Annotated in this window: 16 protein-coding genes and 2 pseudogenes; 10 read left to right on the top strand and 8 right to left on the bottom strand. The window is 71.1% G+C overall.

Translation table 11 applies throughout. The features are described from left to right. The first annotated feature begins 50 nt into the window (after positions 1 to 50). The 6 genes and pseudogenes from OJ254_RS15465 (at position 51) to OJ254_RS15440 (ending at position 5,518) form a co-directional block, all read left to right on the top strand. A complete protein-coding gene (locus OJ254_RS15465) occupies positions 51 to 1,508 on the top strand; it encodes an ATP-binding protein (RefSeq protein WP_265362791.1) in 1,458 nt (485 codons plus the stop codon). Continuing rightward, positions 1,505 to 1,933: a roadblock/LC7 domain-containing protein gene (locus OJ254_RS15460; RefSeq protein ID WP_261951557.1), complete on the top strand. Its 429-nt coding sequence runs from the start codon at positions 1,505 to 1,507 to the stop codon at positions 1,931 to 1,933. The genes OJ254_RS15465 and OJ254_RS15460 overlap by 4 nt, the downstream gene beginning before the upstream one ends. After that, complete coding sequence (locus tag OJ254_RS15455) at positions 1,930 to 2,292, top strand: DUF742 domain-containing protein (RefSeq protein WP_030413708.1); 363 nt, start codon at positions 1,930 to 1,932, stop codon at positions 2,290 to 2,292. Before OJ254_RS15460 ends, OJ254_RS15455 begins: the two co-directional genes overlap by 4 nt. Positions 2,293 to 2,326: 34 nt before the next feature. Further along, positions 2,327 to 2,905, top strand: a complete 579-nt coding sequence (locus OJ254_RS15450; protein WP_265365167.1) for a GTP-binding protein — start codon at positions 2,327 to 2,329, stop codon at positions 2,903 to 2,905. Then, the gene (locus OJ254_RS15445; RefSeq protein WP_423835901.1) at positions 2,902 to 4,359 is read left to right on the top strand and encodes a cytochrome P450; all 1,458 of its coding nucleotides are present in this window, start codon (positions 2,902 to 2,904) and stop codon (positions 4,357 to 4,359) included. Before OJ254_RS15450 ends, OJ254_RS15445 begins: the two co-directional genes overlap by 4 nt. Continuing rightward, positions 4,275 to 5,518, top strand: a pseudogene (locus OJ254_RS15440) (cytochrome P450 family protein). The gene OJ254_RS15445 and the pseudogene OJ254_RS15440 overlap by 85 nt, the downstream one beginning before the upstream one ends. A 127-nt stretch (positions 5,519 to 5,645) precedes the next feature. On the opposite strand, the gene OJ254_RS15435 reads toward OJ254_RS15440, so the two are convergent. Then, positions 5,646 to 6,356: a TerB family tellurite resistance protein gene (locus tag OJ254_RS15435; protein WP_265362790.1), complete on the bottom strand. Its 711-nt coding sequence runs from the start codon at positions 6,354 to 6,356 to the stop codon at positions 5,646 to 5,648. 246 nt (positions 6,357 to 6,602) lie between these two features. Then, positions 6,603 to 8,366: a 2-isopropylmalate synthase gene (gene leuA, locus OJ254_RS15430; protein ID WP_265362789.1), complete on the bottom strand. Its 1,764-nt coding sequence runs from the start codon at positions 8,364 to 8,366 to the stop codon at positions 6,603 to 6,605. A gap of 287 nt (positions 8,367 to 8,653) precedes the next feature. On the opposite strand from leuA, the gene OJ254_RS15425 reads away from it, so the two are divergent. The 4 genes from OJ254_RS15425 to OJ254_RS15410 all read left to right on the top strand — a co-directional run bounded on the left by OJ254_RS15425 (position 8,654) and on the right by OJ254_RS15410 (position 13,007). Next, positions 8,654 to 9,763, top strand: coding sequence for a M4 family metallopeptidase (locus OJ254_RS15425; RefSeq protein WP_265362788.1), 1,110 nt, complete (start codon positions 8,654 to 8,656; stop codon positions 9,761 to 9,763). A gap of 196 nt (positions 9,764 to 9,959) precedes the next feature. Beyond that, positions 9,960 to 10,226, top strand: a complete 267-nt coding sequence (locus OJ254_RS15420) for a protealysin inhibitor emfourin (RefSeq protein WP_265362786.1) — start codon at positions 9,960 to 9,962, stop codon at positions 10,224 to 10,226. Positions 10,227 to 10,359: 133 nt separating this feature from the next. Then, the gene (locus OJ254_RS15415) at positions 10,360 to 11,727 is read left to right on the top strand and encodes a GH1 family beta-glucosidase (RefSeq protein WP_265362785.1); all 1,368 of its coding nucleotides are present in this window, start codon (positions 10,360 to 10,362) and stop codon (positions 11,725 to 11,727) included. Beyond that, positions 11,724 to 13,007, top strand: coding sequence for an MFS transporter (locus OJ254_RS15410; protein WP_265362784.1), 1,284 nt, complete (start codon positions 11,724 to 11,726; stop codon positions 13,005 to 13,007). Before OJ254_RS15415 ends, OJ254_RS15410 begins: the two co-directional genes overlap by 4 nt. 205 nt (positions 13,008 to 13,212) lie before the next feature. On the opposite strand, the gene era is transcribed toward OJ254_RS15410, so the two are convergent. The 6 genes and pseudogenes from era to OJ254_RS15375 form a co-directional block, all read right to left on the bottom strand. Beyond that, on the bottom strand, positions 13,213 to 14,151 hold the full coding sequence (gene era / locus OJ254_RS15405; protein WP_261951548.1) for a GTPase Era: 939 nt from the start codon (positions 14,149 to 14,151) through the stop codon (positions 13,213 to 13,215). 55 nt (positions 14,152 to 14,206) lie between these two features. Then, positions 14,207 to 15,138 (bottom strand): annotated as a pseudogene (locus OJ254_RS31625) (aldo/keto reductase). A 316-nt stretch (positions 15,139 to 15,454) separates the two neighbouring features. Next, positions 15,455 to 15,814 carry a cytidine deaminase gene (locus OJ254_RS15390; protein WP_265362782.1) on the bottom strand — a complete coding sequence of 120 codons (360 nt, stop codon included), beginning with the start codon at positions 15,812 to 15,814 and terminating at the stop codon, positions 15,455 to 15,457. 325 nt (positions 15,815 to 16,139) lie between these two features. Further along, positions 16,140 to 17,456, bottom strand: coding sequence for a hemolysin family protein (locus OJ254_RS15385; RefSeq protein ID WP_265362781.1), 1,317 nt, complete (start codon positions 17,454 to 17,456; stop codon positions 16,140 to 16,142). 12 nt (positions 17,457 to 17,468) lie between these two features. Then, entirely contained in the window at positions 17,469 to 17,966 is a 498-nt protein-coding gene (gene ybeY, locus OJ254_RS15380) for an rRNA maturation RNase YbeY (RefSeq protein WP_030415187.1), read from the bottom strand. Between the two features lie 42 nt (positions 17,967 to 18,008). Next, entirely contained in the window at positions 18,009 to 19,013 is a 1,005-nt protein-coding gene (locus OJ254_RS15375) for a PhoH family protein (RefSeq protein WP_265362780.1), read from the bottom strand. Between the last annotated feature and the right edge of the window lie 128 nt (positions 19,014 to 19,141).

Genomic DNA, 19,141 nt, shown 5'->3' with positions numbered 1-19,141 from the left:
GTCGCCGTGATGGCCGGCCGACCCAGTCAGTACCCCACATGAGGATCTCGATGACATCCATACCGGAGGCGCTGTTGTGGTGCCTCAGCGCAGGTACGGCCGCCGCCGTGGTCCTGGCGGCGTTCTCGGTCCGGGCCAGTGGACAGCGCAAGGCCCTCAGAGCGCGCCTGGCCGCCGCTGAGGAACAGAACAGCGCCACGCTCCACAGCAATACGGAGCTGTCGGCCCGGCTGCGGGCCACCGAGGCCGAGATCCGGCACCTGGCCGGTACCCGGCTCCCCGATCTGACGATGGCGCTGGCCCACCCGCACGTACCGGTGCACGGTCTGCTCGACGCCCGGTTCGCCGGGTCGGAGACGGACGAGGCGCTCGCCGCCGTACTGGAGCAGGTCAGCGAGGCCATCACCAAGGAGCGCACGCGGGTCGACGCGGCCGCGCAGTCGGCGCTCCGCGGCGCGACCACCACCATCCAGGCGCTGCTGTACCGCCTGCAGACGGCGCTGCAGGAGATGCAGCACCGCTACGACGACCCGGAGATCGCGCAGGCCCTGCTGAACGCGGACTTCCTCAACGAGCAGGCGCTGCGGCGCGTGCAGGCCACCGGCGTGGTCTGCGGCGCCTGGCCGGGCCTGACCCGCGAGGACTCGTACCTGGCCGAGCTGGTCGTGGGCGCCATGTCCCGGCTGCGCGGCTACGAGCGCGTGCAGATCAGCAACCAGCTGCGGGACCCGATCGCGGTCGTCGCGCGGGCCGTCGAGCCGATCGCGATCACCGTCACCGAGCTGCTGGCCAACGCGCTGCACCACTCGCACCGTGAGCTGCCGGTGACGATCACCCTCCAGCAGGGCAACCGCGGCGCCTCGGTGATCATCGACGACTACGGCGTCGGCATGCACGACGACGAGATCAAGGCGGCGATGGAGCTGCTGGCGGGCGACGGCGATCTGCTGCTGACCCAGCTCGGCGACCCGCCGCGGTCCGGTTTCGCCGCGGCCGGCCAGCTGGTGCGCCAGTACGGCTTCGGGGTGCACGTCGAGCCGTCGCCGTACGGCGGCGTGCGGGCCGTGGTGTACATCCCGGGTGACCCCCTCCTCACCGTCCTCGACGAGAGTGCCCAGCCCATGTCCGTAATGGCTCCGCTGCCGCACCGTTCCGGGATGACGGAACGATCCTCCTCCGCCCTGCCGACCGGGGCGGCGCCCTCCTCGGCAGCGCCCGCCGGTCAGCCGGCTCCCGCGCCGACCGCGCCGGCCGCCCCCGCGGCACCCGCCGCGCCCGCCGTGCACGCCTCGTACGACGCGCCGGCCGCCGAGGGCGAACTGCCACGCCGGCGCCGCCGCAAGCCCGTGTCGGAGGCCGAGCAGGCCCCGCGCTCCGAACCGATTCCCCCGCGCTCTCCGGAGGAGACCGGATCCCGGTGGGCCGCCCTCCAGCGGGGCACCGAAACCGGCCGGGCAGCCGCCCAGTCAGAACCCCCTCGCAGTCCCGAAGGGAACGCCCAGTCATGAACAGCCCCACCCGCCGCCGTGTCGCCGAGGACAAGTCCTGGGTGCTGGCGCCGCTCTTGGAGTTGCCGCATGTTATCCACGCAGCCGTGATCTCCGGTGACGGCTTCATCGAGGGTGCCTCGCCGGGGCTGTCCCGGGAGGCGGGCGAGGGTGTCGCCGCGATGATGTCCGCGCTCCAGGGCGCCGCGCGCGCCGTCACCGCTGCGTTCGCCGAGAAGGACGACACCCGGCTGCGGCAGACCGTCATCGAGTCCGACGAGGGCTTCGTCTTCGCGATACCGGCCGGCGAGAACACCTGCCTGGCCGTCTTCGCCGACCCGGAGGTGAACATGGGAGTCGTCGCGCACCACATGCAGATCCAGGTGACGACGCTGGGCAGCAAGGTGATGAACAGCCCGGCCCGGGACCTCGGTAACCCGGCATGACGCCCCGCCAGAGCAGCGGCAGGCGCCTCGTCCCGGCCTACCTGGCCACCGGCGGACGCGCCCGCCCCAGCCGCAACACGTTGGACCGGCTCACCCTGCTGCACAGCGTGGGGATGCCGATCACCAGTGAGGTACGCCCGGAAGAGCACCGCATCCTGGAGCTGCTGCAGCCCGGGGCGCTGTCTCTGGCCGAGGTCGCCGCCCACCTTCACCTGCCCGTCAGCGTGGTGAAGGTGCTGGTGGCCGACCTTGTCGATGCCGGGCGGCTGCACGCCCGTGTCCCCATCCCCGAAGCCGAGCAATTCGACCGGCAGATTCTGGAGAGGGTTCTCGATGGACTCCGCTCTCTCAAGTCCTAGCAGCGCGACCGGTACGGGTACCGGCACCGGCAACATGTACCTCTCCGGCGAGAACCAGACCCTGGTCAAGCTGCTGGTCGCGGGTCCGTTCGGGGTCGGCAAGACGACGCTCATCCGGGCGCTGTCGGAGACCCCGCCGCTGCACACCGAAGAGGTCATGACCCAGTCCGGCGCGATCGTCGACGATCTCGCCGGCGTACGGGAGAAGACCACCACCACCGTCGCGATCGACTTCGGGCGGCTGACGCTGCCCGGGGACCTGGTGCTCTACCTGTTCGGCACGCCCGGCCAGAAGCGCTTCCGGCCCCTGTGGCAGGACATCGCCCGCGGCGCGCTGGGCGCCCTGGTCCTCGCGGACACCCGCCGGCTGGCGGACTCGTTCGAGGTGATGGACATCGTCGAGGAGGCCGGGCTGCGCTACGCGGTCGCGGTCAACACCTTCCCCGACGCGCCCGAGTACTCCGTCGAGAAGCTCCGCGAGGCGCTCGACCTGCACCCCGAGACGCCGCTGGTGCTGTGCGACGCCCGCGACCGCGACCAGTCCGTCGACGCGCTGATCGCGCTCGTCGGCCACGTCCTGGCCCACACTCCCGAGGAGAACCCGAACCCGTGACTTCCCCGCACCAGCCGGAAGAATGGGGTCTCCCCCGCTCCAACGAAGCCGAGAGCCCGGGGAAGCTGCCACCGCAGCAGGGCGCCGCGCCGCCGCCGGGCTGCCCGGCGCACTCCGCGGTCCCGCCGCAGCAGGCCATGGCGTACCCGCAGGCCCGGCCCGACGCGCAACAGCCGGTGAGGCTCTACGGACCGGAGTTCGCCGCCGACCCGGCCCGCAACTACGCCCAGCTGCGCCAGTACGGTGCGCTGGCACCGGTCGAGATCGCGCCCGACGTGACCGCGATGCTGGTCACCGACTACCGCGCGGCGCTCGACCTGCTGCACGACGACTCGACCTGGTCGAAGGACTCCCGGGAGTGGATGCAGACCATCCCGGCCGATTCGCCGATCCTGCCGATGCTGGGCTGGCGGCCGAACGTCTTCTACAGCGACGGGCCGGCGCACGTCCGCTACCGGGACGTCATCGTCGACAGCTTCAAGCTGGTGGAACCGCACGAGCTGCGGGCCCGGGTGCACCACGCCGCGGACACCCTGATCCAGCGGTTCGGCGCCCGCGGTGAGGTCGATCTGATCGCCGACTACGCGCGGCTGATCCCGCTGCTGATGTTCAACAACCTCTTCGGGCTGCCCGACTCCTACAGCGACCGGCTCGTCGAGGCCCTCGCCGGGATGATCGAGGGCACCTCGCCCGAGGAGGCGGCGGCCGCCAACGAGGCGTACACCGCGTACATCATGGAGCTGGTCGGGTCGAAGAAGGCGCAGCGCGGCGCGGACCTGACCTCGTGGTTCATGGACCATCCCAACGGGCTGTCCGACGAGGAACTGATCCACAACATCATCCTGGTGATGGGCGCGGGCAACGAACCGCTCGCCAACCTCATCGGCAACTCGCTGTCGCGGATGCTCTCCGACGACCGCTACTACAACACCCTCACCGGTGGCGCCCTGACCCCGCAGGACGCCATCAACGAGGTGCTGTGGAACGACCCGCCGCTGACCAACTACTCCGCCCACTTCCCGGTGCGGGACGTCTTCTTCCACGGGACCTGGGTGCGCCGGGGCCAGCTGGTGATGGTGTCGTACGCGGCCGCCAACAGCCAGTTCGACACCAGCTCGCTGGAGGTGCCGGGCTCGGGCGGCGGTTCGCACCTGTCCTGGTCGGCCGGCCCGCACGCCTGCCCCGTGAAGCGGCACGCGCTGCTGATCGCCACCACCGCGATCGAGCGGCTCACCGCCTGGCTCTCCGACATCGAACTCGCCGTACCGGCAGCTGAGTTGGAGTGGCGGCACGGCGCCTTCCACCGGGCCCTGGTCGCGCTGCCGGCCCGCTTCTCCCCCATCACCCCCGACCAGGCAGGAGCAACTCCATGGCACAACAGGGACAGCAGCCCTACGTCATCGACCCGGTCGGAAGCGACATCCACGGAGAGGCAGCCCGCCTCCGCGCGGTAGGCCCGGCGGCCCGGATCGAGCTGCCCGGCGGCATCGAGGCGTGGGCGGTCACCCGGCACGCCCTGCTCAAGTCGCTGCTGACCGACGACCGGGTCTCCAAGAACCCCGCGAGCACTGGCCGGCCTGGCAGCGCGAGGAGATCCGCAGCAGTTGGCTGCAGTCGTGGATCGGCGTCACCAACATGTTCACCGCGTACGGCCCGGACCACCGCCGACTGCGCAAGCTGATCGCGCCGGCGTTCACCGCCCGCCGTACGGACGCGATGCTGCCGCGCGTCGAGCGGATCACCCAGGCCTTACTGGACGATCTCGCCGACCGCCCGGCCGGCTCGGTCGTGGACCTGCGCGAGGTGTTCGCCCACCCGCTGCCCATGCAGGTCATCTGCGAGCTCTTCGGTTTCCCGGAGGGCGGGCCGCGCGCCGAACTGGCCCGGCTGGTCGAGGCGATCATGGACACCACCGCCACGCCGGAACAGGCCGGTGCCACCGCCGCGTCCGTGCACACCCTGCTGACCGGCCTGGTCACCGCCAAGCGCGAGACACCGGCGGACGACCTCACCAGCCTGCTGGTCTCCGCACGGGACGACGACGGCGAGCGGATGACCGAGCAGGAGCTCCTGGACACCCTGCTGCTGGTCATCGGCGCCGGTCACGAGACCACCGTCGACCTCATCGGCAACGCGGTGACGGCCCTGCTCACCCACCCCGACCAACTCAAGCTGGTGCTGTCGGGCCAGGTGCCGTGGAACGACGTGATCGAGGAGACGCTGCGCTGGGCCCCCAGCATCGCGAGCCTGCCGCTGCGCTTCGCGGTGGAGGACATCGAGCTGCCGGACGGGATCATCATCCGCAAGGGCGACGCGATCCTCCCCGGGTACGCAGGCGCCGGCCGCGACCCGGAGTTCCACGGCCCCGGCGCGGACACGTTCGACGTCCGGCGCGGCGTCCAGGAGCATCTGGCCTTCGGCCACGGCGTGCACCACTGCCTGGGCGCCCCGCTGGCCCGTATGGAGGCCCGGATCGCCCTCCCGGCCCTCTTCGCACGCTTCCCGGAGCTCCAACTGGCCGTACCGGCCGAGGAGTTGCAGCCCTCGGGCGGCTTCATCTCGGGCGGCCTGCGGGGCCTTCCGGTGCGCCTGACGCCGCCGGCGGACGCGTAACCGCCGTCGGCACCCGAGGAGTTCACGGCCCCCGTCACCGCCCCGGCGGCGACGGGGGCCGCAACCTTTGCTCCCCCTCGCGATCGGCATCGCCGCGAGGGGCGCCCGCCGACAGCGGAGCCCGGACCTACGAGGGCGTGCGCGCCGCCGCGGCGAGCAGCCGCTCGGTGTCCGCCGGGCCGAGGGTCAGCGCACCGCCGACCGTGGTGAGCACCTCGCGCTCCGCGGGCGTGTAGGCGCCGTCCGCGAGGGCGATCCGGGCGCCCTGGAGGAGCAGCGACTCCCGCCCGGCCGGCGCGAGATGCGGGGCCAGCGGTTCCAGGGCCTCGTGCAGCTCTATGGCCAGCGCGGTGCCGCAGGGGTCGAGGCCGGCGTGGCCGCAGTGGCCGCCGGTCACCGCGTCGTAGGTGCCGGTGAGCCGCCCGGTGTCGGCGGCGAGGGCGGCGAGGAGGGTCAGCAGCTGGTCCTCGGAGCAGTCCGGGAAGCCGGCCGTGCGGACGGCGTCCACGGCGGTCTCCCGGACCGCACGGGAGGACGTCCCGCCGGCGGCCAGCAGTGCGAGCGTGACGGTGTGGACGGCGTCCCGCAGCATCGCGGAGAAGCGGACGGTGGTGGGGTGGTCGAGGGCGTCCAGGCCGAAGCGGCCGTGGCAGGCGGAGCACTCCAGCACCGGGCCGGTGTGGCCGCGGGAGAGGAGCGGAACGCCGAGGAGGGTGAGGCGGCGGTGGCCGGTGCGTCGAAGGTAGTTGCGGTCGCCGCCGCAGTCCGGACAGAAGAACTCACCGTCGGCGACGGTACGCCAGCACGTGCGCACTCCCATCACACACACCTTGTGCATTCCGTCAGCCTCCGTAACTCCCCGTCGCCCTCAAGGCACAGGAGAGACCCCCACGCCCCCATCGCCGTGTTGGACGTGATGTTAGCCACATCATTGATGCGCCGTCAGCACCTCGTATCGGACAACCGGCCGGATGGTGCCGCTCCGCGCACGACCGCGCCCCCGCGGCTCGCGGTGAGCTGCGGGGCGCGATCGTGATCGAGGGTGGATCGGCGCAGGTCGGAGCCGATCGGTGGAGGTGCCGGCTCAGCGACCCGCGCGGTTGACGGCGGAGACCACGGCCTTCAGCGAGGCGCGGGTGGTGTTCGCGTCGATGCCGATGCCCCACAGGACCTTGTCGCCGATCGCGCACTCGATGTACGAGGCGGCCTGCGCGGAGGCGCCCTCGCTCATCGTGTGCTCCTGGTAGTCCAGCAGCCGTACGTCCACGCCGATGCCCTGCAGGGCGTCGAAGAACGCGGAGATCGGGCCGTTGCCGGAGCCGGTCAGCACGGTGTCCTGGCCGTCGACGACCGCCTCGACGGTCAGCGCGTCGATGCCGTCCCGGTCCGTCGTGGTCTGACCGTTCTTGACCTGGATGCGGCCCCAGGGGTTCTCGGGGTTGGGCAGGTACTCGTCCTGGAAGGCGGACCAGATGGCGGTCGGCGTGACCTCGCCGCCCTCGGCGTCGGTCTTCTCCTGGATGATCCGGGAGAACTCGATCTGCATCCGGCGCGGCAGGTCCAGCTTGTGGTCGTTCTTCAGGACGTAGGCGATACCGCCCTTGCCGGACTGCGAGTTGACCCGGATGACGGCCTCGTAGGAGCGGCCCACGTCCTTCGGGTCGATGGGCAGGTACGGTACCGCCCACTCGATGTCGTCCACGGTCTTGCCGGCGGCGGCCGCATCGGCCTCCATGGCGTCGAAGCCCTTCTTGATGGCGTCCTGGTGGGAGCCGGAGAAGGCGGTGTAGACCAGGTCGCCCGCGTAGGGGTGGCGCGGGTGGACCTCCATCTGGTTGCAGTACTCGCTGGTCCGGCGGATCTCGTCGATCTGCGAGAAGTCGATCTGCGGGTCGACGCCCTGGCTGAAGAGGTTCATGCCCAGGGTCACCAGGTCGACGTTGCCGGTGCGCTCGCCCTGCCCGAACAGGCAGCCCTCGATGCGGTCGGCGCCCGCCATGATCGCCAGCTCGGCGGCGGCCACGGCCGTACCGCGGTCGTTGTGCGGGTGGACGCTCAGGCACACGTACTCGCGCCGGGTCAGGTGGCGCGCCATCCACTCGAACCGGTCCGCGTGCGTGGACGGCGTCGAACGCTCCACCGTGGCGGGCAGGTTGAGGATGATCTCGCGGCCTTCCTCGGGCCGCCAGACGTCGCAGACCGCCTCGCAGACCTCCAGGGCGAAGTCCAGCTCGGTGTCGGTGAAGATCTCGGGGCTGTACTGGTACCCGAAGACCGTCTCGTCGCCGAGGATCTTCTCCGCGTACTCCATCACCAGCCGGGTGCCGTCCACGGCGATCTGCTTGATGTCGTCCTTGGAGCCGCGGAAGACCACCCGGCGGAAGGTCGGGGCGGTCGCGTTGTACAGGTGGACGGTGGCGCGCTTGGCGCCGCGCAGCGACTCGACGGTCCGCTCGATCAGGTCCTCGCGGGCCTGGGTCAGCACGGAGATCGTGACGTCGTCGGGGATCGCGCCCTCTTCGATGATCGACCGTACGAAGTTGAAGTCGGTCTCGCCGGACGACGGGAACCCGACCTCGATCTCCTTGTAGCCCATGCGCACCAGCAGGTCGAACATCTCGCGCTTGCGGGCCGGCGACATCGGGTCGATCAGCGCCTGGTTGCCGTCCCGCAGGTCGGTGGAGAGCCAGCGCGGCGCCTTGGTGATCCGGTTGTCCGGCCAGGTCCGGTCCGGCAGGTCCACGGCCTCGTACGGGCCGTACTTGTGGATCGGCATCCCGGAGGGGCGCTGGGTGACGGTCGCTGCGGTGATGGGCGTGGGGCGACCGACGGAGATTTCGGAGGTCATTGCGCGGGGCTCCTGTCGAAGGCTTTCGACGGCCGACGGTGGGCAACACCGGACTCCGCGGGGAGGGGGTCGGCCTCGACTACAGGCCCTCGCCGCGGCAGCTAAGGAGAAGCAGCCCGTAACGCATGATGCTCAGCACCCTAACCGAGGTACGCCCTGAGTGGCGGTCGCGTATCAGTATGCGGGACCGGGCCGGACGTTACGCCCTAAATGCGACGAACCACACATATGCAGGAATCTCCACCGCAGGCAGTGACACCCGCACTACACAGTGCCACCGTTTGTCCATGGACCTCAACACGGACCTCGACAACGACGAGACCCAGCAGACCACCGGCGCCACGAGCCCCGGCCACCCCGTCTTCTGCACGATCATCCCGCCGCACATCCTCGACAACCTCGCCCAGTCGGACGACCCGGCCCGGCACGAGCCGGCCCGCCGCACCCTGGAGCACGACCACGTCCGCCGCACCCGGCGCCGCGAGCTGGCCGCCCGCGCGACGACCCCCGGGGAGCCCGGCGCCGACGCCGACAAGCCGAACCGCACCATCTACGACGCCGGCCACCAGGAGAACCTCCCCGGCACCAAGGTCCGCTCCGAGTCCGACGGCCCCTCCCAGGACGCGTCGGTCAACCGCGCCCACGCCGGACTGGGCGCGACCTTCGACTTCTACCTGAAGGCGTTCCACCGCAAGTCCATCGACGGCGCCGGCCTGGCCCTCGACGCGACCGTCCACTACGGCCAGAAGTACGACAACGCCTTCTGGGACGGCGAGCGGATGGTCTTCGGCGACGGCGACAACGACCTGTTCAAGGACTTCACCATCCCCGTCGACGTCATCGGCCACGAGCTCACCCACGGCGTCACCCAGTACACCGCCAACCTCGACTACCAGGGCCAGTCCGGCGCCCTCAACGAATCCGTCTCCGACGTCTTCGGCTCCCTGATCAAGCAGTACGCCCTCGGCCAGACCGCCGACCAGGCCGACTGGCTGATCGGCGCCGACCTGCTCGGCCCCAACGTCACCGGCAAGGCCCTGCGCTCCATGAAGGCGCCGGGCACGGCCTATGACGACGACGTCCTGGGCAAGGACCCGCAGCCGGCCACGATGAAGGGCTACGTCAAGACCACCGACGACAACGGCGGCGTCCACATCAACTCCGGCATCCCCAACCACGCCTTCTACCTCGTCGCCAGCAAGCTCGGCGGCAAGGCGTGGGAGCGCGCCGGCCAGGTCTGGTACGACGTCCTGACCGGCGGCGAACTGCCCAAGAACGCCACGTTCGCCGACTTCGCCAAGCTCACGATCAAGGCCGCCCAGGCCCGCTTCGGCGCCGGCGACGAACACGAGGCCGTGGTCAAGGCCTGGTCGCAGGTCGGCATCTCGGCGAAGTAGCGACACGGGACGCGCCATCCCGGCCAGGCGGGAAATGACCGGCGTACCTCGGGGGTGTGCCGGTTACCCGTAAGGGCGGGGGTGGTGCACGGGCGCCGGCGACCAGCAGGCGCCCACCCCCCGCCCCCGACTACCGTGGCCATATGGCCCCCCAAACGGGGAAGAAGTCCGTCGCAGGACGTCGGAGGAGCCCGTTATGCGCATTCACGTTCACCGCACCGGCGGCTTCGCGGCCATCGACCGCCGGGCCGAGATCGACACCGCGGGGCGCGACGACTCCGCCGAGTGGCAGTCGCTCGCCGCACGCGCCCTCGCCACCGCCCGCACCGAACCCCCCGTCGGCGTCCCCGACGGCTTCAGCTACCAGATCACCGTCGACGGCCGCACGGTGTACCTCTCCGACCCGCGCCTCACGGACGACCAGCGAACCTTGATCACGAGGGTGATGAAGGAAGGGGCGTAGGCCGCCACGGCGACGTCCAGCGGCGTAGCAGCGGGGCCTCGGCGGCTGCCCGCCGGCCGCCGTACGCGCCCCGCCAACTCCCGTACGTGTCGGGCCTCTTGACACTGTTACCGCCGGTTACGAAGATCCCGGCATGACTGCCGTGCCGGAGTTCCCCAGGCCCCTGCCGCGTTTCCCGTCGGAATTCCTGTGGGGGGTGTCGACGTCCGCCGCACAGATCGAGGGCGCGGTGGCGGAAGCCGGGCGGGGCCCGTCCGCCTGGGACGTGTTCGCCGGGGAGAGCGGGCGGATCAAGGACGGGTCGGACGCGCGGGTGGCGACCGATCATTACCACCGGTATCCGGAGGACGTCGGGCTGCTCAAGGAACTCGGGGTCGGCGCGTACCGGTTTTCGGTGGCGTGGCCGCGGGTGGTGCCAGACGGTCGCGGGGCGGTGAACGCGGCCGGGCTGGACTTCTACGACCGGCTGGTCGACACCTTGCTGGCGGCCGGGATCGCACCGGTGCCGACGCTCTTCCATTGGGACACCCCGCAGGTCGTGGAGGACGGCGGGGGCTGGCTCGTACGGGAGACGGCGGAGTGGTTCGCCGCGTACGCGGATGCCGTGGCGGCCCGGCTCGGGGACCGGGTGGAGCGGTGGATCACGCTCAACGAGCCGGCCGAACTGACACTGCTGGGCTACGGGCTGGGGCAGCACGCGCCGGGACGGGAATTGCTCTTCGGGGCCCTGCCGGCGGCGCACCACCAGCTGCTGGGGCACGGCCTGGCGGTACAGGCGCTGCGGGCCCGGGGTGCCCGGTCCATCGGGATCGCCAATTCCCACGGGCCGACCTGGGCCGCGTCCGACGCGGAGGAGGACCGTCAGGCGGCGGATCTCTACGACCTGCTGTTGAACCGGCTGTTCGCGGAACCGATCCTGCTGGGCCGCTATCCGGACGAGGACGTGGCGGAGCTGCTGCCGGGAAACGTCGACGACGACCTGAAGGTGATCTCCCAGCCGCTGGACTGGTACGGGATCAATTACTACCAGCCGTCGCTGGTGGGACGACCGAGGGGCGAGGCAACGGAAGTCGGCGGAACCCGCATCCCCGAGGGGCTGCCTTTCACGCCCCAGGACATCGCGGGATATCCCCGGACCGACTTCGGGTGGGCGGTGGTGCCGGAAGGCCTGACCGAATTGCTGGTCGGCTTCCGCGAACGGTACGGAAAGCGGCTGCCGCCGATCGTGATCACCGAGAACGGCTGCTCGTACGAGGGCATCGACGACCGGGAGCGGATCGCCTATCTGGACGGGCACCTGCGGGCCCTGCACGCCGCCATGACGGCGGGAGTGGACGTCCGGGGGTATTTCGTCTGGTCCCTGCTGGACAACTTCGAATGGGCGGAGGGGTACGCACGGCGGTTCGGGCTGGTGCACGTCGACTACGCGACCCTGAAGCGGACGCCGAAGTCCTCGTACCGCTGGTTCCGCGAGGTACTCCGGGAGCAGGCGGGCGGGTGAGCCGGACCACGGGGGCGGGCCGGGGGCGGTACCGGGTCCCGGCGCCGGACCCGCTGGCCGAGCCGGCCGCGCCGGTCGGACCCGGGTGGACCGCGTCCCTCGCGGTGGCCAACGGGGCGATCTGGGCGGGCTGGTACGGCCCGCTCCAGATCCTGCTCGCCTGGCAGGCGGCGGAGGTGGCGGCACCGGCGGCCGGGATGCCCAAGGAATCCGTGCTGGCCTGGGTGACCGGCGTGGGCGCCGTCGTCTCCCTGGTGGCCAATCCCCTCTTCGGCGGGCTGTCGGACCGTACGACCTCCCGTTACGGGCGGCGAACTCCCTGGATCGCGGCGGGAGTTGCCGGCGGCGCCGCCGCGCTGGCGGCACTGGCGGCGGCCCGGACGGTCCTGGCGATGGCGCTCGCGTGGGGTGCCGTGCAGCTCGCGCTCAACGCGGCGTTCGCGGCGATCACCGCGGCCGTACCGGACCGGGTGCCGCACCGGCAGCGCGGCGCGGTGGGCGGCTGGCTGGGCGCCGCACAGATCCTGGGGGTGGTCGCGGGGACGGGCCTGGCGACCGTGGCGGGCGGGCTGGGGGCCGGGTATCTGGCCTGCGCCGGGTTCGTGGTGCTGGGCACCCTGCCGTACGTGCTGGGGCACCGGGACGCGGTGCTGCCGGCCGGGCGGCGGCCGGCACTGTCCTGGCGCGCCCTGCTCACCGGCTTCTGGATCAGCCCGCGGCGCCATCCGGACCTGGGCTGGGCGTGGCTGACCCGGTTCCTGATCAACCTGGGCAACGTGCTGGTGCTGCTGTACCTGCTGTACTACCTGCGCGATGTACTGCGGCGGGCGGACCCGGACGGCGGGGTGCTGCTGCTCACCGCCGTGAACGGCGTGACGCTGCTGACCACGGTCGTCGTCGGCGGGATCTGGTCCGACCGGGCCGGGCGGCGGCAGCCGTTCGTCCTGGGCGCCGGAGTGATCATGACGGTGGCCACCGTGCTGCTCGCCGTCTGGCAGACCTGGCCGGGCGCAGTGTGCGCCGCGGCGCTGCTGGGCATCGGATTCGGGGTCTTCACGTCCGTCGACCTCGCGCTGATGATGGACGTCCTGCCGGCCGCGGCCCACCGCGGCAAGGACCTCGGCCTCATCAACATCGCCAACTCCCTGCCCCAGGTGGCCGCCCCGGCGCTGGCCGCGCCCCTCGTACACCTCGGTGGCTACCGGACGCTGTACGCCGTGGCAGCGGCCATCGGCCTGCTGGGAGCGCTGCTGGTGCGGCGGATTCGGGGGGTGGCGTGAGGCGGGTGGGGTGGGGCGTGGGTTGGGGTGCGGCGGGGTGGGGTGAGGTGAGGTAGCGGGCTCGGGTAGGTGAGCCGTGGAGGGGCTCGGCGGGTGGGCCGTAGGGGGCGGTCGAACGGATCCCGTAGGGGTCACGAGCGCCCCCTCGGGGGCCAGAACGGGGCGGGGGCGGGGGGTATTCCCGCGGTCTCGCGCGAACGACGAACTAGAAGCCCAGCTTGCGCAGTTGCTTCGGGTCGCGCTGCCAGTCCTTGGCGACCTTGACGTGCAGGTCGAGGAAGACCGGCGTGCCGAGCAGTGCCTCGATGTGCTTGCGGGACTTCGTGCCGACCTCCTTCAGGCGCTTGCCCTTGGGGCCGATGATGATGCCCTTCTGGCTGGGGCGCTCGATGTAGACGTTGGCGTGCACGTCCAGCAGCGGCTTGTCGGCGGGGCGGTCCGCACGCGGGAGCATCTCCTCGACGACGACGGCGATGGAGTGCGGCAGCTCGTCGCGGACGCCCTCCAGCGCGGCCTCCCGGATCAGCTCGGCGACCATGACCTGCTCCGGCTCGTCGGTGAGATCGCCCTCCGGATAGAGCGCCGGGCCCTCGGGAAGCAGCGGCACCAGCAGATCGGCGAGCAGCGAGACCTGGGTGTCGCCCACGGCCGAGACCGGGATGATCTCGGCCCACTCGATGCCCAGCTCCTTGCCGAGCTGGTCGATGGCGATCAGCTGGGCGGCCAGCGCCTTGGAGTCGACCAGGTCGGTCTTGGTGACGATGGCGACCTTGGGGGTCTTCTTGATCTCGGCCAGCTCACCGGCGATGTACCGGTCGCCGGGGCCGATCTTCTGGTCCGCGGGCAGGCAGAAGCCGATCACGTCGACCTCGGACCAGGTGGTACGGACGACGTCGTTGAGCCGCTCGCCGAGCAGGGTCCGCGGCTTGTGCAGGCCCGGGGTGTCGACGAGCACCAGCTGGGCGTCGGGGCGGTGCACGATGCCGCGGACCGTGTGGCGGGTGGTCTGCGGGCGGTTGGAGGTGATCGCCACCTTCGTACCCACGAGAGCGTTCGTGAGGGTCGACTTGCCCGCGTTGGGGCGGCCGACGAAGCAGGCGAAGCCGGCCCGGTGGGCGGCGGAGGAGTCTGTACGAACGCTCATGGCGCCCATTCTCCCCGATCCCGGACGCCACTCCGACCATCCGGGCCGCGGACGCTCAGTCGACGACCGCCGCCGTGCCTTCGAAGGTGGTGTCCTTCAGCGCGGCGTCGATACGGGCGAGGGTGTCGGCGGACAGCGTGATCCGGGCGGCGGCGAGGTTCTCCGCGATGTGGGCCGGGGTGCGGCTGCCGGGGATCGGCACGACGTGCTCGTCCTGGTGCAGCAGCCAGGACAGCGCCAGCTGGCCCGAGGAGATGCCGAGGTCCTCGGCGAGGCCCCGGACCGGTGCGAAGCGGTCCTGGTTGGCCTTGAGGTTGGCGGCGTCGAAGCGCGGCAGGTGGCGGCGGAAGTCGTCCTCGGTGACCTGCTGGACGGTGCCGGTGAGGAACCCGCTGCCCAGCGGGCTCCAGGCGACGATGCCCACGCCCAGCTCGCGGGCGGTGGCGAGCAGCTCGGCGTCGATGGGCTGCCACATCGACCACTGGACCTGGACGGCGGCCACCGGGCGGACCGCGTGCGCGCGGCGCAGCTGGTCGGCGGTCACGTTGGAAAGGCCCAGGTGACGGACCAGACCGTCATCGATCAGCTCGGCGACGGCACCGACGGTGTCCTCGAACGGAACCTGCGGGTCCGGGTAGTGCGGGTAGTACAGGTCGATGACGTCGGTCCCCAGATTGCGCAGCGATGCCTCGGCGTAGCCGCGTACGTGGCGGGGTCGGCGTTCACGGCCAGTTCGCCGAAGCCGTAGTTGACCGGGAAAGGGTGCGGTGCGACGCCCTCGGGGAGCCGGAAGCCGAACTTCGTGGCGAGCACGACCTCGTCGCGGCGGCCGCGCAGTGCCCGGCCGATCAGCTGCTCGTTGTGGCCGTCGGGGCCGTAGCCGTCCGCGGTGTCGATGAGGGTGGCGCCCTCGTCGAGGGCGGAGAGCAGGGCGGTGGTGGCGCGCTGCTCATCGGTCTCGCCGTAGACGCCGGGCGAGAGGACCATCGCGCCGAAGCCGATGGCGGAGCTGGTCAAGCCGCCCAGGGTGCGGGCGGGGAGGGCGGTTGCGGCGGTCACGGCGGGCTCCTGGTGGGCGCGGGCCGGCGGCGGGGCCGGCGACGACTGCTGACACCCATGATCTTCGCCGCCCCGGCCGGGACGCGTCCAAGAGTTGCGGTGATAGCCGGTGGTTATGGCCCGCCCCGGGGAGGACCTGGACGGATCCGGGCGGGTCCGGGCGGATCCGGGCGGGGAAGCCGCTTGGGGGAGCCCGCCCGAGATCCCGTGCCCCGGTGACGCCTCGCCGGCTGTGCCCCGCCGGTTACGCCTCGCCCGCCGGGACGGTGGTGCGCAGGGCGCCGTCGAGGCCGGCGACCAGGACCGGCGTCTCGGGGCCGCCGAGGTCCCGGACGGCCGCGCGGTCCGCGTCCGTGGCGCGCTCGGCGTCGGTGACCACCGCTGCCGCCTCCAGGGACGTGGCGCCGCTGGCGACGGCCATCGCCACGGCCGTCTGCAGGGCGCTGAGCTGCAAGGAGTCCAGGGCGACGGTGCCGGCGACGTAGGTGCGGCCGGTTTCGTCGCGTACGGCGGCGCCCTCGGGCACGCCGTTACGGGCCCGCGCCGAGCGCGCGAGCGTGATGATCTTGCGGTCTTCGGGGTCCAGCGGTGCGGCTTCGGTCATACCGGCGAGCATATGCGCCGGCCCCGCGACGTGAGGAAGAAGGTGGCTGCCCCGGTCCCCCGTGGCCGGGGCAACCTGCGCGGCAAGATTTCTCGGACGATTTCTCTCCCGCGGGCGGCCGCCTTTCGGCGACCGCCCGAAGATCCTTCCATGGCACGTCACGAAGAATCCAGTCCCACCGGAAATGGCTTCCAGAACATTTCCGGTGCACTGCGGATAAGTAGCGTCGGAGGCAGCGAGCGTCGAAAGGTGGGTGCCGGAGCACTCACTTATTTCCACTTCTTGTTTCGGCCTCTGGTTTCGGCATTTCCCGGGTGCGCCCGGATTATGCGGAGAGTTCTCCGGCATCCGTGGCCCGCACCGGTTCGCAGAGCACCGTGACGATCTTGTTGCGGCGACCGGCCGGTGATTCGGCGGTCAGCCGCAGCGCCTTCAGCTCGGGGTCGGCGGCCGTGTCGGAGAGGTCCACCTCGGCCGTGGCACCGGCGATCGGGACCCGGCCGAGCAGCTTGGCGAGCAGCCCGCCGACCGTCTCGACGTCCTCGTCGTCCAGCTCCGCCAGGCCGTACAGCTCGCCGAGGTCGCCGATGTCGAGGCGGGCGGTGACGCGGTAGCGGCCGTCACCGAGGTCCTCGACCGGCGGCAATTCCCGGTCGTATTCGTCGGTGATCTCGCCGACGATCTCTTCGAGAATGTCCTCGATGGTGACGATTCCGGCGGTGCCGCCGTATTCGTCGATGACCACCGCGACGTGATTGCGGTCCTGCTGCATTTCGCGCAGCAGATCGCCGGCATTCTTGGTGTCCGGCACGAAGACCGCGGGCCGCATGGCCGTGGAGACCAGCTCGGTCTCCGCGTCGCGGCTGATGTGGACCTTGCGGGCCAGGTCCTTCAGATAGACCACGCCGACGATGTCGTCCTCGTTCTCGCCGGTCACCGGGATGCGGGAGAAACCGGAGCGCAGGGCGAGGGTCAGCGCCTGCCGGATGGTCTTGAACCGCTCGACGGAGACCAGGTCCGTGCGCGGCACCATCACCTCGCGGACGAGGGTGTCGCCGAGCTGGAAGACGGAGTGCACCATCCGGCGCTCCTCGTCCTCGATCAGCGACTCCTTCTCGGCGAGGTCGACCAGCGACCGCAGCTCGGCCTCGGAGGCGAACGGGCCCTTGCGGAAGCCCTTGCCGGGGGTGAGGGCGTTGCCGATGAGGATCAGCAGCTGCGGGATCGGGCCCATGATGCGGGCCAGCGGCAGCAGGACGTAGGCCGCCGCGGTGGCGGTGTTCAGCGGGTGCTGGCGGCCGATCGTCCGCGGCGAGACGCCGACCGCGACATAACTGACCAGCACCATCACGGCGATGGCGACGGTCAGCGCCTGCCAGGTCTCGTCGAACGAGCGCAGGCAGGCGTAGGTGACCAGGACGCCGGCGGCCATCTCGCAGCCGACCCGCACCAGCAGGGCGACGTTGAGGTAGCGGGTGGGGTCGGCGGCGACCTGGGCGAGCTTGGCGCTGCCGCGACGGCCGGAACGGACCGCCTCCTCGGCGCGGAAGCTCGTCGTACGGGCCAGGCCGGCCTCCGCGCAGGCGGCGAGCCAGGCGATCACGACGAGCAGGACCGCGACCGCGATCAGCTGGGTGGTCATCGCGGGCGCCCGTCAGGTCACGGTGGGCGCCGGCGAGGGCCCGGTCAGCCCCCGCTCGCCGCGCCAGCCGTCGACGATCGCCGCCTGGAGGCCGAACATCTCGGCTTTCTCGTCGGGCTCCTCGTGGTCGTAACCGAGGAGGTGGAGGACGCCGTGCACGGTCAGCAGCTGGAGCTCCTCGTCCATGCTGTGCGCGGTCGGCGCCTCCTCGCCCTGCTTCTTGGCGACCTCCGGGCAGAGCACGATGTCACCGAGCAGGCCCTGCGGGGGCTCCTCGTCGTCCTTGGCCGGCGGACGCAGCTCGTCCATCGGGAAGGACATGACATCGGTCGGTCCGGGCAGGTCCATCCACTGCAGATGGAGCTGCTCCATGGCCTCGGCGTCCACGACGATCACGGACAGCTCGGAGAGCGGGTGGATGCGCATCCGGCCGAGGGCGTAGCGGGCGACGTCCAGGATCGCCTGCTCGTCGACCTCCGTGCCGGATTCGTTGTTGACGTCGATGGACATGGGGCGTTGCGTCTCGCTTCTCGTTCGCGCGGTGCGTCCGGCTCACTGGCCGTTGCGGCTGTCGTACTTCTCGTAGGCGTCGACGATACGGCCGACGAGCTTGTGCCGGACCACATCCTGGCTGGTGAGCAGGGAGAAGTGCACGTCGTCGACGCCTTCCAGGATTTCCCTGACCTGGCGCAGACCGCTCTTGGTGCTGCCGGGGAGGTCGACCTGGGTGACGTCGCCGGTGACGACGATCTTCGACTCGAATCCGAGGCGGGTGAGGAACATCTTCATCTGCTCGGGGTTCGTGTTCTGCGCCTCGTCGAGGATGATGAACGCGTCGTTCAGCGTCCGGCCGCGCATGTACGCCAGCGGCGCGACCTCGATCGTGCCCGCGGCCATCAGGCGCGGGATGGAGTCGGGGTCGAGCATGTCGTGCAGCGCGTCGTAGAGCGGGCGCAGATACGGGTCGATCTTCTCGTAGAGGGTGCCGGGCAGGAAGCCCAGCCGCTCGCCGGCCTCGACCGCGGGGCGGGTCAGGATGATGCGGTTGACCTGCTTGGCCTGGAGCGCCTGGACGGCCTTGGCCATCGCGAGGTACGTCTTGCCGGTACCGGCCGGGCCGATGCCGAAGACGACGGTGTGCTTGTCGATGGCGTCGACGTAGCGCTTCTGGTTGAGGGTCTTGGGACGGATCGTCCGGCCGCGGTTGGAGAGGATGTTCTGGGTGAGCACCTCGGCGGGCGTCTCGCTCACCGCGCCCTCGCCGTTCTCCGCCGCGCGCAGCATGGCGATCGAGCGTTCCACCGCGTCCTCCGTCATCGGTTGCCCGGTGCGGAGCACCAGCATCATCTCGTCGAAAAGGCGCTGGACGAGGGCCACTTCCCGGGCGTCGCCGACCGCGCTGACTTCGTTGCCCCGGACGTGGATGTCGGTCGCCGGGAAGGCTTTTTCGATCACTCGCAGGAGCGAGTCTCCGGACCCCAGAACAGTCACCATCGGGTGCTTGGCCGGGACGGTGAACTGGGCGCTCGCCTGCGGTTCCATGGGTGTCTGCGTCATAGGGCGGCTCGGTGGCCTGCTCAACCCCATCCTTTGCTCATGAAGACGTGCCGAGAAGGTGCCTGCCGGCACGGCCTCCTTGCGATACAAGAGTACGACGGGGCACCGACAGGCCCGAGAGTTTTTCC

The organism is Streptomyces endophytica, assembly GCF_026153355.1.
Classification (GTDB): Bacteria; Actinomycetota; Actinomycetes; order Streptomycetales; family Streptomycetaceae; genus Streptomyces; species Streptomyces endophytica.
This window is presented reverse-complemented; position numbering and strand designations above follow the sequence as displayed.